Source organism: Billgrantia zhangzhouensis (assembly GCF_021404465.1).
Lineage (GTDB): Bacteria > Pseudomonadota > Gammaproteobacteria > Pseudomonadales > Halomonadaceae > Halomonas > Halomonas zhangzhouensis.
Genome location: NZ_JABFTT010000014.1, coordinates 1 through 26,735, shown reverse-complemented (window position 1 = coordinate 26,735; position 26,735 = coordinate 1). Strand labels below are relative to the sequence as shown.

The following is a 26,735-nucleotide window of genomic DNA, read 5'->3' as shown; positions in this document are numbered from 1 at the left end:
CGCGATAAGGAATGCCCATGCCCATTCGGCGCAGCCCGCTCTCTTCTCTAACCCTGATTTGGCTGTTCGGCCTGCTGATGCTGCTCGGCCTGCCCACGCAGGCCTTCGAACTGTCACAGGTGCAAGAGGGATTCCCCAGCGCCACGCGCCTGGCCGATACCGACGGCGGGCTTCCCGCCAAGGCGGTCTACGCCGACGAGACGCTGCTGGGCTACGCCTTCGAGACCCAGGACATCACGCCCATCCCGGCCTATTCCGGCAAACCGATCAACATGCTGGTGGGAATCGACCGCGAGGCGCGCATCACCCAGGCCACCATTCTCGGCCACGAGGAGCCGATCATGCTGGTGGGCATCCCCGAGCAGCACCTGGTGGACTACGCCGCCGCTCACGCCCCTCATCACGTCAACCAGCGCCTGCGCGTGGGCGAGAACCTCGATGCCATCTCCGGTGCCACGGTCACCGTGATCGTGCTCACCGAGACGGTGATGCGCGCCGCCCGTCGGGTCGCCGCCGCGCAGGGGCTGATCGACGACCCGCTGGCCACCCCGCCGGCCCAGGTGCGCCATGATGTGTTCGAGCCGACCGACTGGGAAACCCTGGCAGGCGACGGCAGCGTGCGCCGCCTGCACCTGACTCATGGCGAGGTCGACGCCGCCTTCGCCGGCACCGCCGCCGAGGCCTACGCCAGCGGCGAGGATCCCGACAGCACCTTCATCGACCTCTACGTGACCTATCTCAACGCGCCCACCATCGGTCGCAACCTGTTGGGCGACGTGGTGTACGAGCAGTTGATGGAGCGCCTGGAGGAGGGCGAGCATGCCATCGGCGTGATGGCCCGGGGCGACTACTCCTTCAAGGGCTCGGGCTACGTGCGCGGCGGCATCTTCGACCGCATCGAGGCCAGCCAGGGCAATACCAACATCGCCTTCCAGGATCGCGACCACCGTCGCATCGTGCGCCTGGCCATCGACGGCGCGCCAAGGCTGACAGAGCGCGACATCTTCATCGTGCGCAACGAGACCGCTTTCGACCCGGGCGAACCTTGGGAGTTGGGCCTGCTGGTGCGCCGGGCCGCCGGGCCGCTGGAAACCGAGTTCGTACGTTTCAATGCCCACTACAGCATTCCCGAAGCCTATATCGAGCGCCCCGAACCCATGGTGGAAGAGGCGTTGTGGGTACAGGTATGGCGGGACCGCACCTTCCAGATCGTGGTGCTGGGCTTAGGCCTCACCGTGCTGACCGGCATCATGCTGTTCCAGGACGTGCTGGTGCGCTACCCGCGCATGCTGGCCCCGCTGCGCATCGGCTTCCTGCTCTACACCGTGGTGTTCATCGGCTGGTACTCGCTGGCCCAGCTCTCGGTCGTCAACGTCCTCACCTTCGTGCATTCGCTGATGGGCGGCTTCAGTTGGGAGTCGTTCCTGATCGACCCGATGATGTTCATCCTCTGGTCGTTCGTTGCCGTCACGCTGTTGATGTGGGGCCGCGGCGTGTTCTGCGGCTGGCTGTGCCCCTTCGGCGCCATGCAGGAGCTGATCAACAAGGCCGCACGCCGGCTCAAGGTACCCCAGTTCGAGGTGCCCTTCGCCCTGCACGAGCGGCTGTGGGCAATCAAGTACATCATCCTGCTTGGGCTGTTCGCGGTGTCGCTGCACTCGCTGGGCCAGGCCGAGCGCTACGCCGAAGTCGAGCCGTTCAAGACCGCCGTGACCCTGCGCTTCCAACGCGACTGGGCCTTCCTGTTCTACGCCCTGGGCCTGCTCGTCATCTCGGCATTCACCCACAAGGCCTACTGCCGCTACGTCTGCCCGCTGGGCGCGGGGCTCGCCATCCCCGCCCGCCTGCGCCTGTTCGACTGGCTCAAGCGCCATCGCGGCAACTGCGGCACGCCCTGCCAGATCTGCGCCAACGAGTGCGAAGTGGCCGCCATCCATCCCGACGGCCGCATCAATGCCAACGAGTGCCACTACTGCCTGGATTGCCAGGTGACCTACCACGACGACCGGCGCTGTCCGCCGATGGTCAAGCGCCGCAAACGCTTCGAGAAGGCCACTCGCGCCTCCTCCAGCGGCGGTGTCGCAGGAACCCTTCCGGCCGACGCTGCGCAGGGCAGCCAGGCCAATCTGCAGCGCATCCCCACTCTTCAGGAGGAGTGAACCATGAGCGACAAGAAAGACCACATCAAGGACCTCAGCCGCCGGCACTTCCTGCGCAACAGCGCGGTGACCGGCGTGGCCGGAGCCAGCCTGGCCGGAGGCTTCGGCACTGGCGCCCTGGTACGCAGCGGATCCGCCAAGGCCGCCGCGGGCAGCGAACACGAGGTCCCGCCGGGCGAACTCGACGAGTACTACGGCTTCTGGAGCGGCGGACATTCCGGCGAGATACGCATTCTCGGCATTCCCTCGATGCGCGAGTTGCTGCGCATCCCGGTGTTCAACGTCGACAGCGCCACCGGCTGGGGCATCACCAATGAGTCCAAGCGCGTGCTGGGGCCGAACGCGCCGCTCAACGGCGACACCCACCACCCCAAGGTGAGCTACACCGACGCTCGCTACGACGGCCGCTACTGCTTCATCAACGACAAGGCCAACACCCGGGTGGCGCGTATCCGCCTCGACATCATGCGCACCGACAAGATCGTCACCATTCCCAACGTTCAGTCGATCCACGGCCTGACCCTGCAGCGCGTACCTAGCACCGAGCGGGTTTTCGCGGCGGGTGAAATGGTCGTGCCGCTGAACAATAACGGCGAGTACCTGGACGACCCGTCCGAGTACTGGACCATGATGACGTGTATCGATGCCGAAACCATGGAGTTCAAGTGGCAGGCGATCGTCGACGGCAACCTCGACAACTGCGACACCGACTACACCGGCCGCTTCGTCGCCGCCTCCTGCTACAACTCGGCCCGCGGCATGACCCTACCGGAAATGATGGGCCCCGAGCGCGACTGGACGGTGATCTTCGACATACCGGCCATTGAGCGCGCCGTGGCAGAGGGCAACTACATCACCATCGGCGACTCGCCAGTGCCGGTAGTCGATGCCCGCGAGCAGGCCCACGCAGGGCGCAACACCTTCGCCCTCTACGTGCCGACCCCGCGCAGCCCCCACGGCGTCAACACCATGCCGCCAGAGGGCAAGTACTGCGTGGTCAGCGGCAAGCTCTCGCCGACCTGCACCGTGATCGAATGGGCACGCGTGGCCGAGTGGTTCGACGGCGGCCTGTCCGACCCGCGCGACACCGTGGTCGCCGAGCCGGAAGTAGGCCTGGGGCCGTTGCACACCACCTACGACAACCGCGGCAACGCCTACACCTCGCTGTTCCTCGACAGCCAAGTGGTGAAGTGGAACGTGGAGGACGCCATCCGCGCCTACAACGGTGAAGAGGTGAACTACATTCGCGACCGCATCGACGTGCACTACAACATCGGCCACATCAAGGCCTCGCTGGCCTGTAGCCGTGACGTCGACGGCAAGTACCTCTCCGCGCTGTGCAAGTTCTCCAAGGACCGTTTCCTGCCGGTGGGTCCGATGCACGCCGAGAACGACCAGTTGATCGACATCTCCGGCGAGCAGATGAAGCTGATCCACGACGGCCCGACCTACGCCGAGCCCCACGATGCGCTGATGATTCGCGCCGACCAGCTCAACCCGAAGGCGATCTACGACCGCGATGACCCCTACTTCGCCGAAACCGTGGCCATGGCCCAGGCCGACGGCGTCACCCTGGAGCGGGACAACAAGGTGATCCGCGACGGCAACAAGGTGCGCGTCTACATGACCTCGGTGGCGCCGAACTTCGGCACCACCGAGTTCCGCGTGAAGCAGGGCGACGAGGTGACCATCGTGGTGACCAACATGGACACCATCGAAGACGTCAGCCACGGCTTCGCCCTGATCAACCACGGCATCAACATGGAGATCCATCCGCAGCAGACCTCTTCGGTGACCTTCATCGCCGACAAGCCCGGAGTCCACTGGTACTACTGCAGCTGGTTCTGCCACGCCCTGCACATGGAAATGTCGGGCCGGATGCTTGTAGAACCTGCGTGAGGTAACCCGGCCGGCCCTGCGGGGCCGGCCACTATTCCATTCGAGGTGGCCGTGGTGAAACGTCTTTTTTCTCTCCTGGGTGGCTGCGGCCTGCTGCTGTTGGCGAACCTCGCCTTCGGTGAGCTGCGCATCGCACCCGGCGACGGCCCTCTCCAGACGCACATCGATGCGGCCGCTCCCGGCAGCGAGCTGACGCTTGCCCCCGGCGTGTATACCGGCAGCATCCGGATCGACAAGCCCCTGACCCTGCGCGGCGAACCAGGTGCCATCCTCGACGGCGAGGGCAGCGGCGACGTGATTCGCGTGCGCGCCCCCGACGTACGCATCGAAGGGCTGACCCTGCGCAATTCCGGCTTCAACCTGACCGACATGAATGCCGCCATCCACGCCGAGCGCGGCGCGCACCGCATCCACATCGCGGACAACGCCATGCACAACGTGGCGTTCGGTGTGTGGCTGTGGCACCTGGAGGCGCCCAGCGTGATCGGCAACCGCTACGCTGGCAGCACCGCGGTGCGCTCGCAGGATCGTGGCGACGCCATCCGCCTGTACAACATCGACGGCGGGCTGATCGCCGGCAACGACGTACGCGATGCCCGCGACGCCATCTACGTGGATACCAGCCGCGACCTGGAATTCCGCGACAACCGCCTGCGCGACTCGCGCTTCGGCATTCACTACATGTTCACCCACGGCGGCAAGATCGTCGGCAACCATACCAGCGGCACCCGCGCCGGCTATGCGCTGATGATGTCGCGCGACCTCGAGGTGGTGAACAACCGCGCCGAGCGCGACATGAACTACGGCATCCTGATGAACTACGTGAACTACAGCACCATCGCCGGCAACGACATCCGCGACATTACCGCCTGGCACGGTCCCGCCGGCGGCGAGCACGGCGTGACCCTGGGTGCCGAGGGCAAGGCGCTGTTCATCTACAACTCCCAGAGCAACGTGATCCACGGCAACCGCCTGGCAGATAGCGAACTCGGCATTCACCTCACCGCCGGCTCCGAGAACAACCGCATCCACGGCAACGCCTTCATCAACAATCGTCAGCAGGTGATGTACGTGGCCACCCGCACCCAGGAGTGGTCGCAGGACGACCAGGGCAACTATTGGAGCGACTACCTGGGCTGGGATCTGGACGGCAACGGCATCGGCGATACGCCCTACGAGCCCAACGACGCCGTCGACCGCCTGCTATGGCGCCACCCCGAGGCGCGCCTGCTGCTGCACAGCCCCGCCGTGGTCGCACTGCGCTGGGTACAGCGCCAGTTCCCGATCTTCCGCGCCCAGGGCGTGCGCGACAGCGCGCCGCTGATGCAAGCCCCCATCCCTGGGGAAGCCCCTATCCCTGGAGAGGCCCACTCATGAAACCGGTCATCGACTGCCAAGGGCTGACCAAGCGCCACGGCGAACTCACCCGCCTCGACGCCCTCGATCTCACGGTCCGGGAGGGCGAGGTGCTGGCCCTGCTGGGCCACAACGGCGCCGGCAAGACCACCACCATGAAGCTGATCCTGGGCCTGATCTCCCCCAGCGCAGGCTCGCTCGAAGTGCTTGGCGGCGCCCCCGACGGCCCCCACGCCGAGACGCTGCGCCGCCACCTGGGCTACCTGCCCGAGAACGTCAGCTTCTACGAACAGCTCAGCGGCCGCGAGGTGCTCGCCTACTTCGCCCGCCTCAAGCGGGTCGAGCGCCGCCAGGTGGATGAATTACTCGAGAAGGTGGGCCTGGGCGCGGCGGCCAAGCGCCGGGTCAAGACCTACTCCAAGGGCATGCGTCAGCGCCTCGGGCTGGCCCAGGCGCTGCTCGGCGAGCCGCGTCTGCTGCTGCTCGACGAGCCCACCACCGGGCTCGACCCCGCCGCCACCCGCGACTTCTACGAAACCGTACGCGAGCTGCGCGAGCGCGGCTGCACGGTACTGCTCTCCTCCCACGTGCTACCCGGTGTGGAGCCCTATATCGATCGCGCGCTGATCCTCGGCGCCGGCCGGCGCCTGGCGCTGGGCAGCCTCGACGAGCTGCGCCGCGAGGCATCTCTGCCGCTGACCATTCGCGCCAGAGGCCGCTGGCCGGGGATCGACTGGTCCGCCGGCTGGGAAGACGCGCGCATCGCCCCACGCCATCTCAACGGCTCGGCGCTGGAACTCGGCGTACACCCCTCGGCCAAGATGAGCGCCCTGCGCCGCCTGACCGGCACGCCAGGCGTGGAGGACATCGACGTGCTACCGCCGACGCTGGAGCACCTCTACGCCCACTTCTCGGCGCCGGTTGCCACGGCTTCGTCACCCTCGGACAAGCGAGGTACGCCATGAACACTGCCCTCATCGTCGCCCGCAAGGAGTTCCAGGACGGCCTGCGCAACCGTTGGGTGTTGGCCATCGCGCTGATTCTGGCCGCGCTGGCCGTCGGCATCGCCTGGTTCGGCGCCGCCGCCAGCGGCAGCATGGGCTTCACCTCGCTTGCCACCACGGTGGTCAGTCTGTCGACGCTGGCCGTGTTCCTGATTCCGCTGATCGCCCTGCTGCTGGCCTACGACGCCGTGGTAGGCGAACAGGAGGCGGGCACCCTGCTGCTGTTGCTCACCTACCCGCTCAGCCGCACCTCGCTGCTGCTGGGCAAGTTCCTTGGCCACGGCCTGATCCTGGGTGCCGCCACGGCGCTGGGCTTCGGTATCGCCGGCGCGGTGATCGCCCTGGCCGCCGAGGGCGTGGCGTTGGGCGAGCTGATCGCGAGCCTCGGCCTGCTGATCCTCAGCAGCGTGCTGCTGGGCTGGGTGTTCATCGCCTTCGCCTACCTGATCAGCGTATGGGTCAGTGAGAAGGCCCGCGCCGCCGGGCTGGCCCTGGGCGTGTGGTTCCTGTTCGTGCTGGTCTTCGATCTTGGCCTGCTGGCCCTGCTGGTGAGCGTGCAGAGCGGCGGCGACTGGCTGCCGTGGCTGCTGCTACTCAATCCCACCGACGGCTTCCGCCTGATCAATATGATCGGCTTCGAATCCGCCCAGGCCTATACCGGGGTGACCGCCATCGCCCAGGACACCGCCTTCCATGCCGGCTGGCTGATGCTGGTTCTGGTCGGCTGGATCGTGGCCCCGCTGGGGCTGGCCATCCTGCGCTTCCGCCATCATTCGGCTTGAGAATAACCGGAGACCCTTCGATGATTCGCGCCATCACCGCTACCCGCGCTCTTGCCTTTGGCCTCGTCCTGCTGCTGGCCGGATGCGGCAATGAAGATGACAAGCCCCTCGCCGCAGCCCAGCCGATCACCGACGGCGACAGCTGCCACGTCTGCGGCATGCTGATCGCCGAGCTGCCCGGGCCCAAGGGGCAGGCTTACCTGAATCGCGACGATGCGGTACGCAAGTTCTGCTCCACCACCGACATGTTCGCCTTCCTGCTGCAGCCAGAGAACGAGAGCCGCCTCAGCCATGCCTGGGTCCACGACGTGGCCGTCACCCCCTGGAGCCAACCGGCCGATGACGCCTTCATCCTGGCCAGCGAAGCCTGGTACGTGGCCGGCCACGACCGGCGCGGCGCCATGGGCCATACCCTGGCCTCGTTCAAGGAGCGCCACCACGCCGAGGCCTTCGCCGAAACCCACGGCGGCGAGGTGCTGGCCTTCGGCGACATCGACCTGGCGCTGCTGACCGATCTGGCCCGCGCGGATGCCGGCATGCAGCACGGCGGCGGCATGCCGGATCATGGCGCCATGCCCGGCCACGACAATGCACACGGCCATTGATCGGCGCGATGCCGGCTCCGCCTCCCGCCGGGGCGGAGTCGGCGTCCGGGGCGCGGCATGCTACCATCCTTGGGCTCGTCGTTCAGGAAACCGGCCATGCCCTCGACTTCCTCTACCCGCTCACCCGTCCGCGCACGCCTTGCCTGGTGGCTGCTGGCAGGTCTCGTCGCTGCACCGCTGGCCAGCGCCACCAACTACAACGTCAGCGATGCCGAGCAGCACGGAAACTGGCACTCCGTGACGCTGTCGCTGGGCGATGAGCGCCACTTTCGCGCCCTCGAGCAGACGAGCTACAGCGACTCGATCCTGAGCGTGAACTACACCGCCGGCGTCTGCGACCTGCCGTGGCTGGAAGTCCGCGTCGAACTCGAGGAACTCCAGTCAGAGAGCCGCGTGGCCAACCTGGTGCCCGGCGACCTGCGGGTCGACTACGCCACCATCCACAGCGGTGCCGCGGAGTTCATCACCCAGCGCGGCGACCGCGGCTTCTACGTCAATTTCTACCTCGACGAACTGGGCCTGCTGATCGACGAGATGCGCGAGGGCGAGACCCTGCGGCTGCGCTTCGACCGCGGCGACGAGGACTACTGGTTCATGAGCTTCGACCTGACCGGCGCAGGCGACGCCATCGCTCGCGCCGAGCAGCTGTGCGAGACGGCCGGCTGATGGCGACGCTGCTGTTCCGGCTGGCCAACGTCACCGAAGAGGAGGCGTGGGAGGTACGCCGGCTGCTCGACGAGCACGGCTTCGACACCTACGAGACCCACGCCGGCTTCTGGCGCCTGGGCGTGGATGCCATCTGGCTGCGCGATGTCTCGCAGTTGGACGCGGCCCGCGAGGTGCTCGAGCGCTACCAAACCGAACGCCAGCAGCGGGTCCAACGGGAGCACGCCGACCGGGTCGAGCGCGGCCAGGCTCCCACACTGTGGCGGCGCCTGCGTCACCATCCCATCCAGATGCTGCTGGTGGCACTGGCGGTATTGGCCATGCTGGCCTTGACGCTGGTGCCCTTTCTCGGCCTGATCTGACGCACAGCCGGCAGGATCAGCGCAGCAGCCGGGTATCGAGATACTCCACCGAGAGATAATCCTCAAACGACCACAGCCGCACCAGGCGGCCGCGCTCGTGCCCCTCGCCGCCGTCACCGCCCCACATGGTCAGGCTGTTCGGCTCCTGGGGCATGTCCGCCTTGAGCTGCTCGAACCACCATTCGGTCATCTCCGCCTCCCACGGCTGGCCGTACTGGGCCTCGAGCCGCTCCCTGACGCGCGGATAGTCCGTCACGTCGGGGTGGAAGGCCACTACCAGGGCCAGTTGGTCGCCGCCCGCCGGAAACACATAGCGCAGATCGGTCTCGGGTTCGTCCGGCGCCTGCAGCTCGGCGTCCAACAGCAGGTCGCCGTCCTCGGTCTCGTTCATCTCGATACCGGCCACGCCATCATTCTCCAAATACGCGATCACCTCTGCGGAGGACATCCCAAACTCGGCGCTGCGATAACCACTGGGACCACCCTGAGCCGCTGCGCTGACACCGGCCCAGGCCAGTGCCAGCGCAGCCACAAGCCCGCCGAACAGTACTGCGGGTCGAACGATTGTCGCCATGGGATTCTCCTGATCGCTCTTGCTACGCTTGATGTTCACTCTGCCACGACCCGTATCACTCCGCGCATGTCGCGGTTCTCGTGAGGCTGGCAGCGATACTCGTAGATACCGGCCTCGTCGAAGGTGCGCTCCCAACTCTCCTCCGGGAAGAGACGCCCGGAGGCGATCTCTTCCGCGGGGAAGAAGACATCGTGGCTGGTGCGCTTCTCAACATTGACCCAGCGCACCGTGGTACCCACGGTTATCTCGAGCTCGGCGGGATGATAGCCATAGTCGCGCATCTCCACGTCTATCGTCTTTTCGCCGGCCTGAGCCGCCCCACCCAGCAGGGTGGCCAGCAGGCCCAGGGTGATCAGAAGCCGCTCGTGCATTTTCATTGCACCCTCCTCTCCGGGGTATCAGCGCATCACCGTATGATGCGCGTGGCATTGATCTCCACCATGTCTTCGCCGAAGGTCTCTTCGGGGTTCTCGACGCCGAAGGCCAGACCGTACTGGAAGGAAACGTGGTGGAAGCGCGAGTCGGCGTAATCGTCGTGCAGCGCCACGTTGAAGCTGTAGAGGCGCTCCAGGTCGAGCGGCTTGTCGCCTTCCGTGCCGGTCTTGAGCGCGCGGGTCATGTAGGCGGTCCATACTCCGCCCTGCTCCTCGGCGCTGAAGGCAATGGCCTGACTGTCGCTGAAGTGACGCTCGTCGAGGATGTAGCCGGACTCGACGGAGCCATCGCCGCTGTTGTAACGCGCCAGGTCGACATAGACCCCGGCGTTCAGCAGCTTCTCGATTTCCGCCTCTTCCCGGAGCTTGTCCCAGCCACCGCGAGCGGCACCGCGGCGTCCGCGAATCTCGATTTCGGTGCGGCTCTCGGTAAGGTACTTGGTGACGCCGCCCGCACTCATCAGGTCGAGCCGCTCGGCGAGTTCGCTGGCCGCCAGCGCTTCGGCCTCCGGAGCATCCGGCATGTAGGTGGAGTCGTGATGACAGCTCGCCCAGCAGCCTGCCCGCTCGGCCATGTCGACGCGCTCGTCGGAGAGGCTCACGGTCAACTTGAAGGGGTTGTCCGGGTCCATCACGCCACCTTCGATGAAAGGCAGCGGGGCATGCTCGCCGGCTTCCCACTGGAACTGCATGTAGAGGTAGTCGTCGTCAAAGGCGGCCCTGACGCTCATCGGCACGTGGCCGCGCTTGTTGCCCAGGTCATAGGTCTCGATCTTTTCACTGGCGACGGCCAGCGCGCCAATGTCCGCCTCTTCACCCTGGTGACACCAGATGCAGCGGTCGCCGAAACTGAAGGCACGGCTGCCGCCGTGGGAACTGCCGTCCTGGATCCACTCGATGGAGGCCTGGCCGGGCAGGAACAACGTCAAGTCGATGGCTGGCACGTCGCTCCAGTCGAGCGAGGCAGCAATGTTGGCCTCGACGGACGCAGCCTCGCCCAGTTCCTCGGCTTCCAGCGGCATCTCGGGCTCGCCGTGCATAGCGTCGGTCACCGGCTCATCATGCTCGAAGCGGCCCGCCCACACCGGCGACTCATCCCACTCCTCAGGCAATTGGTGAGCAATGCCCTGGTGGCACTCGATGCAGGTCATGCCCTGCTCGAAGGCGCGGGCATGCTCGCGCGAGGCGCGGGCGGCCTGCTGCTCCAGGTCCATCGCCGACCAGTCATGACAATTGCGGCATTCACGCGAATCGGTACGCAGCATCGAGCGCCATACGTTCTCGGCCAGTTCCAGGCGCTTGCCCTCGAACTTCTCCTTAGTATTGACGGTACCCAGCATCCAATGCCACACCTCGCGACTGGCCTGGATCTTGCGGATCATCTTGGGCCCCCAGGCATCCGGCACGTGACAGTCGGAACAAGCGGCCCCAACACCGGTGGCGTTCTGGTAGTGGGGCCGGTCGAGGTACTCCTCGTGCACCCAGCTCATCTCGTGGCAGGCCGTGCTGCAGAACTTGTAGCTGTTGGTCGCTTCCATCACAGTGTTGAAGCCGCCCCAAAAGATGATACCGGCAACGAAAAAGAACACGGCAGCGCCCAGCGATGCCCCCATGATCGTGATCCTGCGCCAGTTGCGTAGACGCTTCACCATGATGTCACTCTCCCCGATATGTCATGGCGTCAGTCGCTGCCATGCTGCCCTGTCGTATGTCTCTGGCCCCTTGCCCAGCCGCTCCAGATGACCTCATGCGGAACGTGGAACGGCTGGAGAAAAGGCCGGGGCACCCATGGGTGCCCCGGCGCAGCGGCCGTTTGCTCAGCCGATGTGGTTCTTGCGGTTGTAGACGTTGAACTTGCCGGTGGGCGTGTTCAGGTTTTCGATGACCGCCTTCACTTCCAAGGTCTTGTCGTCGTAGACCACGATGGCGCCATCGTCCTGATGGCCGCTACCGCGAGCCCAGATGGACACCCACACCTCGGTGCCGGTCTGGTCGTATTCCATGTGCACGGCTACGGCATCATGCTCCATGGGACGATCGGCCACGTGGATCGGGGTCAGCTCGCGGGTCTCCTTGTCCATCACCATGACCCACTGGTTGACGTCGGACTCGGGATGCATGGTCTGGTCGATCCACACATGCGGCGAGTCGGGATGCGTGCGTACGAACAGGCCCGGCCCATCGGTTTCGACGCTGCTGCATATCTGCCAGGCCTGGTCGGGATGCCCTTCGGGATCGTTGCCCCAGAAGGTCATGCGGCCTTCGCCCAGGTGGGTGGTGCCCGCCACCGGGCCGCACTCGGGATCGATCCAGTTGGCACCCGGGCCAGGGTGCGGGATCGCACCGGTTTCCAGCATGCTGATCTTCTTGCGTGTCTCGGTATCGACGAAGACCATCAAGTTGCTGTTGTTGGCGGCGATCTGGAAGTAGCGACCGGTAGGATCGAAGAAGCCGTCGTGCAGGTACTCGGCGGTCTCCATCATCTCTACCCGGAGGTTATCGATATCGCTGTAGTCGACCTGCCAGATCTGGCCTGACTCCTTGACGTTGACCAGGAAACTCGGAGCGTGCGGGGTGTTGTAGAGCGCCGCGACGCGGGCCTCGTTGCGGAAGTTGCCTTCGGTGTCGTAGCTGCGGGTGGAGACCACCTTGAGCGGTTCCATGGTCTCGGCATCGGCGATCACGAAGTGCGGTGGCCAATAAGATCCCCCGATGACGTACTTGTCCTTCCACTCGCCATAGTGGGACACCGCCACGTCGCGGGCGTCATAGCCGATGAACACCTCGGCGGTGACCTGGGGCGGATCCATCCACAGGTCGATCTTGGAGAGACGCCCGTCACGCCCCTGGACGTACCAGAAGCGTCCGTCGGAACTCTCCTTGGCCACGTGGACCGCATAGCCGGTCTCGACCTCGGTAACCAGTTCTTTGGTGTCGGCATCGATGATGCCCATGGCACCACGGTCACGCAGGATGGTGACCATGAAGTTTTCCCAGTTACGGTCATGCTGGGGCTCGGTGGGCAAATCCTCTGGCGCGACGAAGACCTGCCAGCGCTCCTTCATGTCAGCCAGCGACATCTCCGGCGGATCGACCGGCTCGTTCTGGATGTACTTCGAAATCAGCGTGATGTCGGCCTCGGAGAGGATGCCGTTGAAGTTGTTCATGCCGCCTTCGGTACCCAGCGTAATGATGCTCTCCAGACGGCGCTGGCCTAGCTCCTGGGTGTTTTGGGGCAGCAGGTCGGGACCGGTGGCACCGCCTCGCAGCGTACCGTGACAGCCCGCGCAGCGCTGAAAGTAGATATCGTTGGCGCGCTCCAGTTCTTCAGCGGACAGCTCCGGCGCCGCGGCTTGGGCAGAGCCCATCATGGCGGCCAGCGGGAAGCTGAGGGCGAAGACTCCCTTGGTCAATGCTCTCTTGTACATAACACGTGCCTCGCTTGGTTTCCCCTTCGGGTAGTGGCTGGCGGGTGCCCGGCATGACCTTTTCTTCTCAACCGCTCGGCGACCATGCGCTTCAGCCACCCCCCACCTGCCGCCATTAGTAGCAGCTTTGACTTTTGGCTCACTTGACCATTGTCAATAGATGCATTCTGAAGTTGACTTATGTCAGAAGAGGGGCGAAATAACCGTCGGTAGGCATGCAGCGACCCGCTGACCGGGCCGTTTTGCAGATGTTATAGGTGGCAGGTGCCTGCATCAGCGATAGGGGCGCATCGCTGCGGTTCGCTGCCCCGGCGCCACGCTTGGCAGCGGCGTAAGCAGCTCCTCCTCGTCGGTATTGGCGAAGCGGCGCAGGGCGGCGATGTCCGCGACGTGCACGCAGTTGCGCTCGCAGCTCACCCCGACCTCCTTGAGCCGGGCCATGGCCCGCGAGAAGCTCTCCGGCTTCATGCCGAGCCGGCCGGCGATGAGCAGCTTGTCGCAGGGCAGGCAAACGGTGGCCCGGTTGGTTTCGCAGGGGCACAGGGCAACGATGAAGGCCGCCAGACGCTGGTAGGTCGGCTGGTTGGTCAGTTGGTCGAGCTGACGCACCAGATAACGCAGCATGCCCGTCAGGTTGGCCAGCAGGTTGAGCGTCAGGCCGTGGTTGCGCTCCAGGGTGGTGAGAAAGTGATCGGCGGTGAACACCAGCAGGCGGGCGTCCTCGGCGACGGCAGCGTTGACCGGAAATCCCAGGCGGTCGAACATCGCCGCCTCGGCAAAGGACTCACCACGGGTGAACAGCCCCACCATGCACTCGTTGCCGTCGGGACTCTCGCGGAACAGCTTCACCCAGCCGCTCAGCACCACGTAGAAGCGGTCCGCCGGCTCGCCGGCGCTGAACAGCAGCGTGCCGCGACGATAGCTGCGCTCCAGGGCCCCGTCGGTGAGCAGTGCCAGGGTCTCGTCGCCGAGCCCCGAGAACAGCGGCACCTGCCTGACGGCCTGCAGGGCCTCACGACTCAGCGGCGATTTCATCGGTTTCTCCTTCATCATGACAGCTCCGGTTCAGCCTTCCGTAGCGGCCTGCGCCACCTGGGCCAGATTGCCGCGAATTACCTCGGCTTCCGGCGAGTCCGGCGGCAACACGCCGAGCAGGCGCTCCCAGTAGCGGCGGGCGCTCTCCACTTCTCCCTCCAGAAAGGCCTCCGAGCCGGCCAGCCACAACCCCTGGGCGTGATGGGGGTCGATCTCCAGGGCCCGCTCGATCAGCCGCAGCGGTTCGCCGCTCAGGCCACCCTGGCGCTCGGCCATGACATCGGCATAGCGCGTGAGCAAGTCAGGATCCTGATCGCCACCGTGAGCCATGGCCTCGCGAAAGGCGCGTTCGGCGGCATCCAGGTCGTTGAGAAATACCAGGGTACGACCCAGCAGCACCCAGCTTTCGACGTCGTCCGGCTCCAGGGCCAGGCGGCCCTGGAGCTGCTGCGCCATCAGCTGGAACTGGCGGCGCAGCTCGGCTTCGGTGGCCGCGGTCGGCTCGACGACCGCCGTCTCGCTGGCGGAGTGTTGGGTGGCGAAGACCTCCTCGGCATGCCCCACCGTCAGGTAGATGCCAATCGCCATGAACGGCAGCACGGCAATGCAGACGATGGCGACAGCGCCTACCGTCCGCCCGCTCCCGCGTCCTTCGTCCAGTGCTTCGTCGGGCTCGATGGCACCGCTGTCGAGCAGCTCACGCTCCAGGTCGGCCACGGCCGTGGCGTACTGGGCATGGGTCAGGCTCCCTGCGGCCAGGTCCTGATCCAGTTCTTGAACCCGGTCGCGATGCACGCTGGCATTGACCGCCCGGCGTGAAGGCAGCACATCCCACTGTGGCTCACGCAGCAGCGGGTAGAGCACGAACGCCAGCGCCAGCACGCAAAGCAGCAGGGCAAAGAGAAGAAACAGTCCGTTCATCACCTTCTCCGGTATCAGACGTCGTGGCGCAGCCGCTCGAGTACGGCGCGCTCCTGATCGGTGAAATCGGGGCGCTCGGCCATGCCTTGCCGCCCGACGACGATGCGCCACCACACCAGGGCGCCGCCGAACATGAGCAGGAAGGGGCTCGCCCACAGCAGCCAGGTGTTGGCCTGCAGCGGCGGCCGGTAGCGCACGTAGTCGCCGTAGCGCTGGACCATGAAATCGACGATGGCGTCGGCATCGTGGCCGGCTACGGTCATGTCGTAGACCCGGCGGCGCATGTCGGCGGCCAGCTCGGCGTTGGATTCGTGAATGGTCTCGCTCTGGCACACCGTGCAGCGCAGCTCGCGCACCAGGGTGTCGTACTGGCGCTTCTGGGCCTCGCTATCGAATTCGATCGGCTGGCCGATGGCCAGCGCCATGGCGAACCCTGCCACCAACCACAGCGGCAGACCCAGCAGGTTCAGGAACAGGAATCGCTTCATGATTGCGCTCCCCCTCTCGCCGCGTGCAGCTTCTCCGCTCTCAGCTTCTCGACCAGCGGCAGCACCTCGTCGAGCAGCAACTGGCGGGTAAGAGGCCCGATGCGCTTGTAACGGATCACGCCTGCGGCATCGAGCACGTAGGTCTCCGGCGTGGCGTAAACCCCCCAGTCGATGCCGGCATCGCCGTGAGGGTCGTAGGCAATGGTGCGATAGGGGTTGCCGCTGACGCCGAGATAGCGCAGCGCCGAATCCCGCTCATCGCGGTAGTTGAAGGCGTGGATGGGAATGCCGCCAGCAGCCAGCTCCATCAGCAGCGGCTTCTCGGAGCGGCAGGTGCTGCACCAGGTAGCCCAGACGTTGACCAGCGCCACCTCGCCGATGAAGTCCTGCTCGGTGATCAGACGCTCGGCGTCTTCCAGCGCTTCGAGAGCGAAGGCCGGCGCCGGTTTGCCCACCAGCGGCGAGGGCAGATCGCGAGAGTTCATGCCCAGGCCGATGAACAGCAGGCCGAGCAGGGCAACGGTGGCGACCAGCGGCAGTAGCAGACGCAGTTTCATCAGCCGGCCACCTCCTGCGATCGTGCAGTGGCCGCTTCAGCCTGACGCTGCGGCCTTACCCTGCGGTTTCTGGCCAGGCGGTAGCGCTTGTCGCAGGCCGCCAGCAGGCCGCCCAGCGAGAGCAGGATGGCGCCGGCCCACATCCAGGCCATGTAGGGCTTGTAGTAGAGCCGGAAGCTCCAGGCATCGCCCACCAGCCGCTCGCCCAGCGAGACGTAGACGTCGCGGGTGGCGGCACGGTGCAGCGAGGCCTGGTTCATCGGCATCTGGGCGTGGGTGGCGTAGTAGCGCCGCTGAGGCAGCAGTGTCGCCACCGGGCGGCCGTCGCGGGCCACCTGCACCACCGCCTGGTCGGCCTCCCAGTTGGGGCCGCGCACGGTTTCCATGCGCAGCAGCGTGAAGTCGAAGCCCGCCGCCGAGGCGGTCTGGCCCGGCTGCATGCGCACGTCGCGCTCGACCTCGTAGGTATTGACCATGGCAATGGCCACCACGACCAGCGCCAGGCCGACATGGGCCAGGTGCATGCCCAGGAAGCTCGGCCGCATGACCTTGCGCAGCCGCACGGCCAGAGGTTGGCGCGTCGAGCCCATGCGCTTGTGCATGTCCAACAGCGCAGTGAGTACGATCCATGTGGCCAGCATCAGCGACAGCGCCGTCATGGGACGCCAAGCGCCCAGGGTCAGCGGCCACAGTCCGCCGGCCACCACGCTGACCGCCAGCACCCAATGCAGCTGGCGGAAGGTTTCGCCGGGATGGGCTTGCTTCCACATCACCGAGGGACCGAGACCCACCAGCAGCAACAGCGGCAGCATCAGCGGAGCGAACACCGCATCGAAGTAGGGCGGTCCCACCGAGATCTTGCCCAGGCCGAAGGCATCCAGCGCCAGCGGATAGAGCGTGCCGATGAAGACGGCCGTGCAGGCCACCGACAGCAGCACGTTGTTGGCCAGCAGCAGGGATTCGCGGGAGTACCAGGCGAAAGCGCCGCCGAGCCCTACCTTGGGCGCACGCCAGGCGTAGACGGTAAGCGAACCGAGCAGGGTGAGGGTGAGCATGCCCAGAATGAACACACCTCGCTCCGGGTCGGTGGCGAAGGCATGTACCGAGGTGATCACCCCCGAGCGCACGATGAAAGCACCCAGTATCGTCAGCGCGAAGGTGATGATCGCCAGCATCAGGGTCCAGACCTTGAAGCCGCCGCGCTTCTCGGTCACGGCAAGGGAGTGAATCAAGGCGGTGGCGGTGAGCCAGGGCAGGAAGGAGGCGTTCTCCACCGGATCCCAGAACCACCAGCCGCCCCATCCCAGCTCGTAGTAGGCCCACCAGGAGCCCACCGCGATGCCCAGGGTCAGAAATACCCAGGTCACCGTGGTCCAGGGGCGCGACCAGCGCGCCCAGGCGGCATCGAGTCGCCCCCCCAGCAGCGCCGCCATGGCGAAGGCAAAGACCACCGCGGTGCCCACATAGCCCATGTAGAGCAACGGTGGATGCAGGATCATGCCCGGGTCCTGCAATAGCGGATTCATGCCGCGGCCTTCCATGGGCCCCGGCACGATGCGTTCGAAGGGATTGGAGGTGAACAGCGTGAAGGCGATGAAGCCCACTCCGACCATGCCCAGCACGGCCAGTATCCGGGCCAGCATCTCGCGCGGCAGCGATTGGCTGAAACAGGCCACGGCCGCTCCCCAGGCTCCCAGAGTGAACACCCACAGCAGCAACGAGCCCTCGTGTCCGCCCCACACCGCCGTGATCCTGTAGATCAGCGGCTGGTCCAGGCTCGAGTGGCTAGCCACGTAGCGTACCGTGAAATCGCTGGCAACGAAGGCCCAGGTCAGTACGGCAAACGAGAGCGAGAGAAAGACGAACTGGCCGGCGGCGAGGAAGCGCCCGCTGCGCATCAGCCGAGCGTCGCTGAGCCGGGCGCCTACCAGCGGCAGCAGGCTCTGGGCCAGCGCCAGGCACAGCGCCAGGACCAAGGCAAAGTTTCCGAGTTCCGCCACCATGGGCTGGCACCTCCCGCCTCGCCGGCTACGGCGCAGGCGCCTGCCGGTCACTGTGTCAGGTCGTGGCCGGGGCAACGGATCGGAGAGATGAGAAACGAGGCTGCCTCGGCCGGGTATGGATGCATCGTCCGACCAACGCGGTTAAATATCCATACCCGATACTTCTTTTCCCGGGCGGGTTGTGATCCACGTCAAGGTATCCGGCGTGGCGGGATGTCGCGCCCTGCTTCGGGAGACGAACGCCTGACAGCGAGCGCGTCTGGACGTAAGCTATCAGCCTGTCGAACTTCACACTGATCCGCTGCGAAACCCCGGCTTTCTCGCGACGATCGGTCAAGTCCGACAGGTTGCTAGGCACCCATTTTCCTCGCCGCACACCATCACGAACAAACAGGAGCTTCCGTGCTAAAGCGAACCCTGATCTCACTGCTCGCCGCCGCCAGCCTGCCGCTGGCTGCCGCCCATGCCAACGCCGCCGACGTGGTGCTGCACACCAACCATGGTCCCATCGCCATCGAGCTGTTCCATGAGCAGGCCCCCGAGAGCGTCGAGAACTTCCTCACCTACGTGCAGGAGGGTCACTACGACGGCACCCTGTTCCATCGCGTGATCGACGGCTTCATGATCCAGGGCGGCGGCTTCGATCAGGACTTCCGCCAGAAGGCGACCCGCGCGCCGATCGCCAACGAGGCCGACAACGGCCTGCGCAACGAGCGCGGCACACTGGCCATGGCCCGCACCGGCGACCCGCACTCCGCCACCGCGCAGTTCTTCATCAATGTCAACGACAACGGCTTCCTCAACCATCAGGGCACCCACTCCAGCCAGGCCTGGGGCTATGCGGTGTTCGGACGCGTGGTGGAAGGCATGGACGTGGTCGACGCCATCAAGCGGGTGCCCACCGGCAGCCGTGGTCCGTTCCAGGACGTGCCCCGCGAGGCGGTGGTGATCGAACGCGCGGAAGTACAGTAAGAAACGACGACGCCCGCCATCGGTCGATAGCGGGCGTCGTCGTATGGGCGTGGGATGTCTTACCGTCGCAGCAGGTAGCGTCTGGCGGCTGCCAACACCAGCACGGCCGTTCCCGCGCCTAGGGTATTGGCCAGGATATCGGCCCAATCGCCGCCGCTGCGACCGGGAACGGGGATCTGCAGGTATTCGATGCAGACGCCGTAGAGCACCGCCGCGATGAAGGCCCGCACCAGCGGCAGCCCGGCCAGACCGATCAGTCCCGCCAGGCCGGCATAGCCAACGAAGTGGTTGAACTTGTCCCACGGCAGGTTGGTGGGCATCTCGTCACCGGGGGTCAGGCTACCGATGGCGATGACCACGGCCGCCAGCACGGCCAGCACCGCCCACAGGCGGTGCCACTTTCTCTCCTCACTCCACCGGAGCCAACGAGCCTCAGGCATTCTGATGCTGGATGGCTCGATGGTAGTGCGGGCTCAGGTCGTGCAACGCTTCCATGAAAGCGGTGACGTTGTCCGGATCGGTGAACTGGCTGATGCCGTGGCCCAGATTGAACACGTGCCCCGGCCCTTGGCCGTAGCTGTCGAGAATGCGACCCACCTCGGCGCGAATGGCCGCCGGCCGCGCAAACAGCACGTTGGGATCGAGGTTGCCCTGCAGCGCCACCTTGTGGCCCACCCGGGCCCGCGCGTCGGACAGCTCGGTGGTCCAATCGATGCCCACCGCATCCGGCCCTGCCAGGGCGATGTCCTCGAGCCACTGGCCGCCGTTCTTGGTGAACAGGATCACCGGCACGCGCTTACCCTCGTGCTCGCGAATCAGGCCGGCGACGATCTGCTCCATGTAGCGCAGCGAGAACTCCAGGTAGGCCGGCGTGGAGAGTACGCCGCCCCAGGTGTCGAAGATCTGCACCGCCTGGGCGCCGGCCCGTATCTGGGCGTTGAGGTAGCCGGTCACCGCGCTGGCCAGCGTATCGAGCAGGTCGTGCATCACACTGGGCGTGTCGTAGAGCATGGTCTTCACATGACGGAAATCCTTGCTCGAACCGCCTTCCACCATGTAGGTGGCCAGGGTCCAGGGACTGCCCGAGAAGCCGATCAGCGGAACGCGACCGTTCAGCTCGCGACGAATGGTTGCAACCGCACGCATCACGTAGTCCAGGTCGCGCTCGGCATCGGGCACCGTGAGCGCCGCGACCTCCTCGGCGGAGCGCACCGGCTTGCGGAACTTGGGTCCCTCGCCGGTCTCGAAGTAGAGCCCCAGTCCCATCGCGTCGGGAATGGTGAGGATATCGGAGAACAGGATCGCGGCATCCAGCGGATAGCGCTCCAGCGGCTGCAGCGTCACCTCGCAGGCCAAGTCGTGGTTGCGGCACAGGTCCATGAAATTGCCGGCTTCGGCGCGGCTGGCGCGGTACTCGGGCAGATAGCGGCCGGCCTGGCGCATCATCCATACCGGGGTACGGTCCACCGGCTGACGCATCAGGGCACGCAGGAAGCGATCGTTCTTGAGATCCATGCAGGCAGTCTTCCACAGGAAATGTCGGTCCATTGTAGCGCAACATGTTTCGCGCGGCTTGACCCGGGCCAAGTTCGGTGACGCCGTACATTCGTGAGCCCGGCCGGCGTTCCTGCTAGAATGCGGGATTCACTTCCGGCATCACCGTGGTCTTGACCGAGGTACCCCGTGACCATTCGATTCATCGCCGCCTCCCGGCTGCCCACTCCCTGGGCCACCTTTACCATGCACGGTTTCGAGGACGAAGCCACCGGCAAGGACCACATCGCCCTGACGCTGGGCAACGTAGCCGACGGCGAGCCGGTACTTGGCCGGGTGCATTCGGAGTGCCTGACCGGCGATGCACTGTTCTCGATGCGCTGCGATTGCGGCTACCAGCTTCAGGAAGCCCTCAAGCGCATCGCCGACGAAGGGCGCGGCATACTGCTCTACCTGCGCCAGGAAGGCCGCGGCATCGGCCTGCTCAACAAGATCCGCGCCTACCACCTGCAGGATCAGGGCGCCGACACGGTGGAAGCCAACGAACGGCTCGGCTTTGGCGCCGACCTACGCCGCTACGACCTCTGCGTGCCGATGCTCGAGCATCTGGGCATCAACGGCCTGCGCCTGATGACCAACAATCCGCGCAAGGTCGACGCCCTGACCCAGGCCGGCGTCACCATTGCGGAACGCGTGCCGCTGACCACAGGCCTCAATCCTCATAACGAGCACTATCTCTCCACCAAGGCCGGCAAGCTTGGTCACATGATGGCGCTGGGCGACTTCACCCAGGCCGGCGACGTGGATATCGAACGCAAGCCCTGAGCGATTCGGCATCGGCCCAACGAAAAGCCCGGCCTTGCGGCCGGGCTTTTCGTTGGGCCCTGTCGTCGTGGCGCTAGCGGCAGACACACCACGCCCAATCCAAAGGCTTCAGAACAGGGCAGTATACGCAGGCTTCCGAGGGAAGCTATGTTAGTAAAGGGTGACTCACGCCCGCTGTCTCCTAGACCCGACCAAGAAAAACGAGCAAGGAGAACTTCGCATGCGCCCATTATTCATGCTCTTGTGCCTGATCGCAGGATTGATGACAGGCTCGGCCATGGCCCAGGAAAGCAGCCTGCCGACGGGGGCCGACCCTGAGTCTGAGTCCGAGCCAGAGCTCATCACCTCGTGGGGGCCTCGCGTCGAAGGCGAGACGTTCGAGTATTCGACCGGTGGCCAAACCTATCAGGGATACCTGGCGCGCAACGTCAACGACAATAGACCCCGGCCGGCCGTCTTGGTGGTGCACGAGTGGTGGGGGCTCGACAGTTATGCCCGCGCACGTGCCGACCAGCTCGCCGCACTGGGCTTCGTCGCATTGGCCGTGGACATGTATGGCGATGGCCAGGTCGCCACGCACCCCGATCAAGCGGGCGAGTTTTCCTCGCGGGTCATGCAGGACTGGCCAGCCGCACGCGCCCGGTTCGAAGCGGCAATGTCCCAGCTGCGCCAGCACCCTGCCGTGGCGGATACCGGCATGGCGGCTCTCGGCTACTGCTTTGGCGGCAGCGTGGTCATGAACATGGCGTTGTCCGGCATGCCGCTCGAGGCCGTCATCAGCTTTCACGGCGCCCCCATTCAGGCGGCCTCCGCACGCGGGGGATTCAATGGTGCCGTGCAGATCCACAACGGTGGCGCGGATGCGCTCGTCGAACGTGGCGACCTATCGGCCATGGCGCATGCGCTCGAGGCACAAGGTGCCGACGTCGAGGTCATCACTTATCCCCAGGCTCTCCATGGCTTCACGAACCCCGGCGCCGACGCGCTGGCCGAGGAATTCGACCTGCCTCTCGGCTACAACGCCGCCGCTGACGCCTCCTCCTGGCAGGCAGCACTGCTGTTGTTGGACAGAACCCTCAATCAATGATCCCTCGGCATCAATGAACGGGAGGCTTTGCATTCATGTCACTGACGCCTTCGAACATGACGGAGCTGGGCAGTCCCTTGCCGGCATTCCGCTTGCCCGACCCACACGACGTGGAAGTCGACAGCAAACGGTTCCATATGGTCGAAGAAGCCCAGGCACGCGGTTACGCCTGCCTCTATCAATGAAACGCCCAAGATATTGCATCTGACTTGCTACAGGTTAAGGCCAAGGGCACTTCGGGTAGGCAAAGTAGGGGTATTGAGCAAGGAGGCTCTATTAGGGACGGCCGAGTCAGGAAGACTCGATATCCAAGGATGCTCGGGGCGGAAGGATACCCGAGGAGGATGTAAGGAAGCGAAGATCCAGCCCGGCCGCAAGGCCGGGCTTTTCGTTGTGCGCCAGGCATGGCGCGCAGCGTCTGACTGGCGCACCAACGAAGAACGGCCACACCAGTCTCTGGCTATGTGGTACCCCGAGCACATCCGGCATTAGCTGCGTTGGGTGTGCAGAAACCAGGGGGCATTACAGCACCGCTTCGCTGAAGAACCAGCCGCTGTGGCGCGTGCCGCCGACCCAGGCTGCGAAGTGGAGGGGCCTCGACCGATCGGATACTCAACCGAGGCCGTGCCGGCCTCCCGAAGCCGAAATCAGCTTGGCGCCACAGGAGGTATGGCAGCCATGAAAGGCCACCGGCTTGCCATCGAGCGTGATGGTGGGGTGGCCCTCGACGATACTGCATACCCCATGCCCTTTTTTCGGGCAGCTCACTTTGTCGCCCACCACCGCCACCGGCTTGCCATTCACCTGATAGTTGGACTGAGCGCTGACTACCCGGCCACCATGGGTCGTGGCGTCACCCAACAGAATCACACCGTCGCCAACATTGAACATCTACGTCTCCCTGTCATCTCCTGCCGAAGGCACGCGCTTCTTCGCGTAACGAAGCCCCCTGTCGACTCACTTGCCTTGAGTACCCCAGCCTGGCTGCCTACCTGCCCAACAAGACACCATCGAGCAATGAAAAAGAGCGGGGCACCAGGCCTGGGCCCACCTCCCCGGCCTTCGCATCAGCGCCAAAGACCGGATACGATCCAACCAATCACACCGACGAAACCACCTACGCCAATAACGGTGCAGATCAGCGGCCAGTAAAGCTCCCACCAGCCGATCGGGCCATTGTCGCGCCACGTCAGCACGTAGGAATCATCCGCATCCACCTGGGCGCTGATTACCCGAGCACCGTGGGTCGTGGCATCGCCCAACAGAATCACACCATCGCAGGCATTGAGTTGCACTCTCCCTGTAGCGTCATCACCCGTTGCACCTATCCCCGGAGACCACCTGCCTAGAAGGCCGCAAACAACAGCAAGGTGATGCCAACCCCGAGCACCGCCAGGCCGACGACAAAGCAGATCAGCGGCCAGCCCAGCTCCCAGAAGTCATACTTGCCGTTGTCGCGCCAGTCCTTGCGGTAAGGATCGTTGGGTTCAATGGGACACGCCGCCTCCACGTCCTCCGGCCAGCGAGGCACCTTGCAGGTGTACATGGCAAACCAGCGGCCTAGAGTCGTCAAGGTCCACAGCGGTGAAACCAGAAGTTGCATGAGCGGCCACTTTGCCATTGGTGCAAAAGTTCGAAACAAACCAAAGACCAATCCCTCACGGCGGCCATCAAGAGGCATGCAAATTTCGGTCTGCTTGTAGTTTTTTTCTACTCCATCCGGCTCCTCCATATAACGCCGAATATACTCCCATAACTGCAACATTCCTTCTCGATTTCCCAGATAAGGATAGCCTAGGGTAAAAGTATCCGTGACGGTTTCGCCATCCTCGGCAAGCACATGGGCACGAATATCCTCGGTACTGGTCACCTGGGATGACCCCGTGGTAACAGAACATATAAATAGTTTGTCCCAGCTCGCTTGGATGACCGAGCCATCCGGACGATAGGCGTAGACTGTTCGTGTCTTGCGGTTAAGACGGATGGGATAGTGGGTTTGACGAAAGGCGTCGAGACTAACTCCATACCCTCCCCCAAGAGCACACAAAGATAGCATTACGATGATAAATGCACCGCCAGCCCACATCTCGACAGTATTCTTCTCTATCATTAGCAAAAAAAATGCAGCTACAGCTCCGGTGAAGGGGATTACAAACATCCCACCCATCCAAGTTGAAAAGCCTTTCCCTGCATACCAGCGATCCACCAGTTCCAGATAGGTGCTATTTAACTTGATTACTGACAACCAGTCCAACGGGGCGTCGCTGGCAAGCTGCTTGGGATTCAACTTCTCTTTTCGCTCTTCCTCGGTCAATGGTCGATTGACCTTGTACGCCGTAAACCTTCCGAGCCCTGTATAGTCCATATCTTACCCCGCCTGCGGGAGCAAGCCCGCTCAATGCCAGACGCTCGTCCGCCATCAGGAGAACCACGCCCTCACCAGCCAGACAGCGCCGATGCCAAGCACAGTGAGCCCCACCGCGAAGCAGACCAATGGCCAGCCCAACTCCCAGAAGTCGTACTTGCCGTTGTCGCGCCAATCTTTTTGATAGGGGTCATCGGGACCGACCTGGCAAGCGGCCTCCACTTCTTCCGGCCAGCGAGGCACCTTGCAGGTGTACATGGCAAACCAGCGGCCTAGAGTCGTCAAGGTCCACAGCGGTGAAACCAGAAGTTGCATGAGCGGCCACTTTGCCATTGGTGCAAAAGCTCGAACCAAACCAAAGACCAACCCCTCACGGCGGCCATCAAGAGGCATGCAAATTTCGGTCTGCTTGTAGTTTCGCTCCACCCCATCGGGCTCTTCCATATAGCGGCGAATATACTCCCATAGCTGTAATAGCCCTTTCCGGTTTCCCAGATAGGGGTATCCCAGGGTGAAGGTATCCTTGACCGTCTCGCCATCCTCGGCCAATACATGAGCACGGATATCTTCGATACGGGTCATCTCCGACGAGCCGGTAGTAATGGCGCATATAAAGAGCTTGTCCCAGTCAGCTCGGAGTATCGTGCCGTCCGGTCGATAGGCATAGACTTGTCGGGTCTTACGGTTCAGACGGATGGGGTAATGGGTTTGGCGAAACACTTCATGGCGCATTATCCAAATGCCGACCCACGCAAAAAACATAACGGCCAAGGAGAATAACAGGTCAAGCATCCACATAACCGGGCTGGCCTGCTTGATAGACGAATATATGATATAAAAAAGCCCCAGCGTGAACGGAACTGCAAACATGCCTCCCATCCAAGTGGCGAACCCCTTACCTGCATACCAGCGATCCACCAATTCCAGGTAGGTGCTATTGATCTTGATGACCGACAGCCAGTCCAGAGGGTCGTCGCTGACGGGCTTCTTGGGATTCAACTGACCTTTTCGCTCCTCCTCGGTCAAGGGTCGGTCAAGCTTGTACGCGTGGAATCTATTTAGCCCGGTAAAATCCATCTGCTTACTCCGCTTGCGGGAGCAAGCCCGCTGGTATGCTGTCGTCTTCCTTGCTGTCGGTGTCGGCTCCGAGCGCCTCCAGGGCTAGTTCGAACTGTTCAATTTCCATTGCATGGCTTCCGTAGCGCTCACTTTCCAGGCGGCCAAAGTAACTGCGTGACATCCAGTCCTGCAAGGCGTTGTTCTTGAGAAAGTCAATCCATAGAGAGAGACCGATGACGGCCAGCGCCAAGATGATACCCCAGCCAGTCGCGGATAACCCGAGTACTCTAAATCTAATGACTCCGCTGAGAAATGCAGCAGCCCCCACGCCCGCACCAACAGAGAATAGGTACAGCCCCGCCAAGACGGTATTTCCGTGGCGGCGTGCATCAAGGAAGCTCTTAAAATCCCAGAATGCCATTAGTCCCGCCGCCGCAAAGCCAAGCCCGCGGCTAATCAGGCCGAGCCCTTTGACCCAAATGCTATTTGCCATCCGGGCCAGCCGGATACTTCCCGCCTGGGCGCCGTTCCGGATTCCGTCATGGATCAGGTTCCCTACCCCCGCGATGATCGCTCCGGCACTGGCACTAAGCCGCCAAGTATTTTCAGTGCGCTGATGGGCCATGCTGTCATCCAGTTTCTTCGCCATCTGGCCTGCAG

General features: G+C 64.2%; 28 protein-coding genes. 12 read left to right on the top strand and 16 right to left on the bottom strand.

Going from position 1 to position 26,735, the window contains the following annotated elements; translation table 11 throughout:
* The first annotated feature begins 17 nt into the window (after positions 1-17).
* The 8 genes from nosR (at position 18) to HOP51_RS16990 (ending at position 8,833) form a co-directional block, all read left to right on the top strand.
* Complete coding sequence (gene nosR, locus HOP51_RS17025) at positions 18-2,159, top strand: transcriptional regulator NosR (protein WP_234275112.1); 2,142 nt, start codon at positions 18-20, stop codon at positions 2,157-2,159.
* 3 nt (positions 2,160-2,162) lie between these two features.
* Positions 2,163-4,058 (top strand): TAT-dependent nitrous-oxide reductase, encoded by a 1,896-nt coding sequence (gene nosZ / locus HOP51_RS17020; RefSeq protein WP_234275111.1) that lies wholly within the window; start codon positions 2,163-2,165, stop codon positions 4,056-4,058.
* 54 nt (positions 4,059-4,112) lie between these two features.
* Positions 4,113-5,435, top strand: a complete 1,323-nt coding sequence (locus HOP51_RS17015) for a nitrous oxide reductase family maturation protein NosD (protein WP_234275110.1) — start codon at positions 4,113-4,115, stop codon at positions 5,433-5,435.
* Entirely contained in the window at positions 5,432-6,379 is a 948-nt protein-coding gene (locus tag HOP51_RS17010; protein WP_234275109.1) for an ABC transporter ATP-binding protein, read from the top strand. The genes HOP51_RS17015 and HOP51_RS17010 overlap by 4 nt, the downstream gene beginning before the upstream one ends.
* On the top strand, positions 6,376-7,200 hold the full coding sequence (locus tag HOP51_RS17005) for an ABC transporter permease (RefSeq protein WP_234275108.1): 825 nt from the start codon (positions 6,376-6,378) through the stop codon (positions 7,198-7,200). Before HOP51_RS17010 ends, HOP51_RS17005 begins: the two co-directional genes overlap by 4 nt.
* 20 nt (positions 7,201-7,220) lie before the next feature.
* Entirely contained in the window at positions 7,221-7,805 is a 585-nt protein-coding gene (locus tag HOP51_RS17000) for a nitrous oxide reductase accessory protein NosL (protein WP_234275107.1), read from the top strand.
* A 96-nt stretch (positions 7,806-7,901) separates the two neighbouring features.
* Complete coding sequence (locus HOP51_RS16995) at positions 7,902-8,471, top strand: hypothetical protein (protein WP_234275106.1); 570 nt, start codon at positions 7,902-7,904, stop codon at positions 8,469-8,471.
* Positions 8,471-8,833: a DUF6164 family protein gene (locus HOP51_RS16990; protein ID WP_234275105.1), complete on the top strand. Its 363-nt coding sequence runs from the start codon at positions 8,471-8,473 to the stop codon at positions 8,831-8,833. The genes HOP51_RS16995 and HOP51_RS16990 overlap by 1 nt, the downstream gene beginning before the upstream one ends.
* A gap of 16 nt (positions 8,834-8,849) precedes the next feature.
* Here HOP51_RS16990 and HOP51_RS16985 read toward each other — a convergent pair whose 3' ends face one another.
* The 9 genes from HOP51_RS16985 to HOP51_RS16945 form a co-directional block, all read right to left on the bottom strand.
* Positions 8,850-9,407 carry a hypothetical protein gene (locus tag HOP51_RS16985; RefSeq protein ID WP_234275104.1) on the bottom strand — a complete coding sequence of 186 codons (558 nt, stop codon included), beginning with the start codon at positions 9,405-9,407 and terminating at the stop codon, positions 8,850-8,852.
* Positions 9,408-9,442: 35 nt separating this feature from the next.
* Positions 9,443-9,784, bottom strand: coding sequence for a cupredoxin domain-containing protein (locus HOP51_RS16980; RefSeq protein ID WP_234275103.1), 342 nt, complete (start codon positions 9,782-9,784; stop codon positions 9,443-9,445).
* 29 nt (positions 9,785-9,813) lie between these two features.
* Complete coding sequence (locus HOP51_RS16975) at positions 9,814-11,493, bottom strand: NapC/NirT family cytochrome c (protein WP_234275102.1); 1,680 nt, start codon at positions 11,491-11,493, stop codon at positions 9,814-9,816.
* 165 nt (positions 11,494-11,658) lie between these two features.
* The gene (locus tag HOP51_RS16970) at positions 11,659-13,269 is read right to left on the bottom strand and encodes a cytochrome D1 domain-containing protein (protein ID WP_234275101.1); all 1,611 of its coding nucleotides are present in this window, start codon (positions 13,267-13,269) and stop codon (positions 11,659-11,661) included.
* A 273-nt stretch (positions 13,270-13,542) separates the two neighbouring features.
* A complete protein-coding gene (locus tag HOP51_RS16965; protein WP_234275100.1) occupies positions 13,543-14,304 on the bottom strand; it encodes a Crp/Fnr family transcriptional regulator in 762 nt (253 codons plus the stop codon).
* A 30-nt stretch (positions 14,305-14,334) separates the two neighbouring features.
* Positions 14,335-15,225, bottom strand: a complete 891-nt coding sequence (gene ccmI, locus HOP51_RS16960; RefSeq protein ID WP_234275099.1) for a c-type cytochrome biogenesis protein CcmI — start codon at positions 15,223-15,225, stop codon at positions 14,335-14,337.
* A 14-nt stretch (positions 15,226-15,239) separates the two neighbouring features.
* Positions 15,240-15,713 carry a cytochrome c-type biogenesis protein gene (locus HOP51_RS16955; protein WP_234275098.1) on the bottom strand — a complete coding sequence of 158 codons (474 nt, stop codon included), beginning with the start codon at positions 15,711-15,713 and terminating at the stop codon, positions 15,240-15,242.
* The gene (locus HOP51_RS16950) at positions 15,710-16,270 is read right to left on the bottom strand and encodes a DsbE family thiol:disulfide interchange protein (RefSeq protein ID WP_234275097.1); all 561 of its coding nucleotides are present in this window, start codon (positions 16,268-16,270) and stop codon (positions 15,710-15,712) included. Before HOP51_RS16950 ends, HOP51_RS16955 begins: the two co-directional genes overlap by 4 nt.
* Positions 16,270-18,273 carry a heme lyase CcmF/NrfE family subunit gene (locus HOP51_RS16945; protein ID WP_234275096.1) on the bottom strand — a complete coding sequence of 668 codons (2,004 nt, stop codon included), beginning with the start codon at positions 18,271-18,273 and terminating at the stop codon, positions 16,270-16,272. The genes HOP51_RS16950 and HOP51_RS16945 overlap by 1 nt, the downstream gene beginning before the upstream one ends.
* Positions 18,274-18,723: 450 nt before the next feature.
* Here HOP51_RS16945 and HOP51_RS16940 point away from each other — a divergent pair, with 450 nt between their 5' ends.
* Positions 18,724-19,245, top strand: coding sequence for a peptidylprolyl isomerase (locus HOP51_RS16940; protein ID WP_276574363.1), 522 nt, complete (start codon positions 18,724-18,726; stop codon positions 19,243-19,245).
* Positions 19,246-19,304: 59 nt separating this feature from the next.
* Here HOP51_RS16940 and HOP51_RS16935 read toward each other — a convergent pair whose 3' ends face one another.
* Complete coding sequence (locus HOP51_RS16935) at positions 19,305-19,685, bottom strand: VanZ family protein (RefSeq protein WP_234275095.1); 381 nt, start codon at positions 19,683-19,685, stop codon at positions 19,305-19,307.
* A complete protein-coding gene (gene hemE, locus HOP51_RS16930; RefSeq protein ID WP_234275094.1) occupies positions 19,678-20,760 on the bottom strand; it encodes a uroporphyrinogen decarboxylase in 1,083 nt (360 codons plus the stop codon). Before hemE ends, HOP51_RS16935 begins: the two co-directional genes overlap by 8 nt.
* A gap of 168 nt (positions 20,761-20,928) precedes the next feature.
* On the opposite strand from hemE, the gene ribA reads away from it, so the two are divergent.
* The 3 genes from ribA (at position 20,929) to HOP51_RS16915 (ending at position 22,836) form a co-directional block, all read left to right on the top strand.
* A complete protein-coding gene (gene ribA / locus HOP51_RS16925) occupies positions 20,929-21,564 on the top strand; it encodes a GTP cyclohydrolase II (RefSeq protein WP_234275093.1) in 636 nt (211 codons plus the stop codon).
* Between the two features lie 220 nt (positions 21,565-21,784).
* Positions 21,785-22,651, top strand: a complete 867-nt coding sequence (locus tag HOP51_RS16920) for a dienelactone hydrolase family protein (protein ID WP_234275092.1) — start codon at positions 21,785-21,787, stop codon at positions 22,649-22,651.
* 35 nt (positions 22,652-22,686) lie between these two features.
* Entirely contained in the window at positions 22,687-22,836 is a 150-nt protein-coding gene (locus tag HOP51_RS16915) for a hypothetical protein (protein ID WP_234275091.1), read from the top strand.
* A gap of 427 nt (positions 22,837-23,263) precedes the next feature.
* Here the strand turns inward: HOP51_RS16915 and HOP51_RS16910 are convergent, their stop codons facing one another.
* The 5 genes from HOP51_RS16910 to HOP51_RS16890 form a co-directional block, all read right to left on the bottom strand.
* Positions 23,264-23,542, bottom strand: coding sequence for a PAAR domain-containing protein (locus HOP51_RS16910; protein WP_234275090.1), 279 nt, complete (start codon positions 23,540-23,542; stop codon positions 23,264-23,266).
* 176 nt (positions 23,543-23,718) lie between these two features.
* The gene (locus HOP51_RS16905; protein ID WP_234275089.1) at positions 23,719-23,946 is read right to left on the bottom strand and encodes a PAAR domain-containing protein; all 228 of its coding nucleotides are present in this window, start codon (positions 23,944-23,946) and stop codon (positions 23,719-23,721) included.
* A gap of 50 nt (positions 23,947-23,996) precedes the next feature.
* Positions 23,997-25,016, bottom strand: a complete 1,020-nt coding sequence (locus HOP51_RS16900) for a DUF6708 domain-containing protein (RefSeq protein ID WP_234275088.1) — start codon at positions 25,014-25,016, stop codon at positions 23,997-23,999.
* A gap of 54 nt (positions 25,017-25,070) precedes the next feature.
* Entirely contained in the window at positions 25,071-26,093 is a 1,023-nt protein-coding gene (locus HOP51_RS16895; RefSeq protein WP_234275087.1) for a DUF6708 domain-containing protein, read from the bottom strand.
* 4 nt (positions 26,094-26,097) lie between these two features.
* On the bottom strand, positions 26,098-26,735 hold a 638-nt coding region (locus HOP51_RS16890; RefSeq protein WP_234275086.1), incomplete at its 5' end, for a hypothetical protein.

Excerpts from the sequence above, each read along its gene's own strand:
- nosR (WP_234275112.1), top strand. The coding sequence starts at position 18 with ATGCCCATTCGGCGCAGCCCGCTCTCTTCTCTAACCCTGATTTGGCTG.
- nosZ (WP_234275111.1), top strand. The coding sequence starts at position 2,163 with ATGAGCGACAAGAAAGACCACATCAAGGACCTCAGCCGCCGGCACTTC.
- HOP51_RS17010 (WP_234275109.1), top strand. The coding sequence starts at position 5,432 with ATGAAACCGGTCATCGACTGCCAAGGGCTGACCAAGCGCCACGGCGAA.
- HOP51_RS17005 (WP_234275108.1), top strand. The coding sequence starts at position 6,376 with ATGAACACTGCCCTCATCGTCGCCCGCAAGGAGTTCCAGGACGGCCTG.
- HOP51_RS17000 (WP_234275107.1), top strand. The coding sequence starts at position 7,221 with ATGATTCGCGCCATCACCGCTACCCGCGCTCTTGCCTTTGGCCTCGTC.
- HOP51_RS16995 (WP_234275106.1), top strand. The coding sequence starts at position 7,902 with ATGCCCTCGACTTCCTCTACCCGCTCACCCGTCCGCGCACGCCTTGCC.
- HOP51_RS16990 (WP_234275105.1), top strand. The coding sequence starts at position 8,471 with ATGGCGACGCTGCTGTTCCGGCTGGCCAACGTCACCGAAGAGGAGGCG.
- HOP51_RS16985 (WP_234275104.1), bottom strand. The coding sequence starts at position 9,407 with ATGGCGACAATCGTTCGACCCGCAGTACTGTTCGGCGGGCTTGTGGCT.
- HOP51_RS16980 (WP_234275103.1), bottom strand. The coding sequence starts at position 9,784 with ATGAAAATGCACGAGCGGCTTCTGATCACCCTGGGCCTGCTGGCCACC.
- HOP51_RS16975 (WP_234275102.1), bottom strand. The coding sequence starts at position 11,493 with ATGGTGAAGCGTCTACGCAACTGGCGCAGGATCACGATCATGGGGGCA.
- HOP51_RS16970 (WP_234275101.1), bottom strand. The coding sequence starts at position 13,269 with ATGTACAAGAGAGCATTGACCAAGGGAGTCTTCGCCCTCAGCTTCCCG.
- HOP51_RS16965 (WP_234275100.1), bottom strand. The coding sequence starts at position 14,304 with ATGAAATCGCCGCTGAGTCGTGAGGCCCTGCAGGCCGTCAGGCAGGTG.
- ccmI (WP_234275099.1), bottom strand. The coding sequence starts at position 15,225 with ATGAACGGACTGTTTCTTCTCTTTGCCCTGCTGCTTTGCGTGCTGGCG.
- HOP51_RS16955 (WP_234275098.1), bottom strand. The coding sequence starts at position 15,713 with ATGAAGCGATTCCTGTTCCTGAACCTGCTGGGTCTGCCGCTGTGGTTG.
- HOP51_RS16950 (WP_234275097.1), bottom strand. The coding sequence starts at position 16,270 with ATGAAACTGCGTCTGCTACTGCCGCTGGTCGCCACCGTTGCCCTGCTC.
- HOP51_RS16945 (WP_234275096.1), bottom strand. The coding sequence starts at position 18,273 with ATGGTGGCGGAACTCGGAAACTTTGCCTTGGTCCTGGCGCTGTGCCTG.
- HOP51_RS16935 (WP_234275095.1), bottom strand. The coding sequence starts at position 19,685 with ATGCCTGAGGCTCGTTGGCTCCGGTGGAGTGAGGAGAGAAAGTGGCAC.
- hemE (WP_234275094.1), bottom strand. The coding sequence starts at position 20,760 with ATGGATCTCAAGAACGATCGCTTCCTGCGTGCCCTGATGCGTCAGCCG.
- HOP51_RS16920 (WP_234275092.1), top strand. The coding sequence starts at position 21,785 with ATGCGCCCATTATTCATGCTCTTGTGCCTGATCGCAGGATTGATGACA.
- HOP51_RS16915 (WP_234275091.1), top strand. The coding sequence starts at position 22,687 with ATGTCACTGACGCCTTCGAACATGACGGAGCTGGGCAGTCCCTTGCCG.
- HOP51_RS16910 (WP_234275090.1), bottom strand. The coding sequence starts at position 23,542 with ATGTTCAATGTTGGCGACGGTGTGATTCTGTTGGGTGACGCCACGACC.
- HOP51_RS16900 (WP_234275088.1), bottom strand. The coding sequence starts at position 25,016 with ATGGACTATACAGGGCTCGGAAGGTTTACGGCGTACAAGGTCAATCGA.
- HOP51_RS16895 (WP_234275087.1), bottom strand. The coding sequence starts at position 26,093 with ATGGATTTTACCGGGCTAAATAGATTCCACGCGTACAAGCTTGACCGA.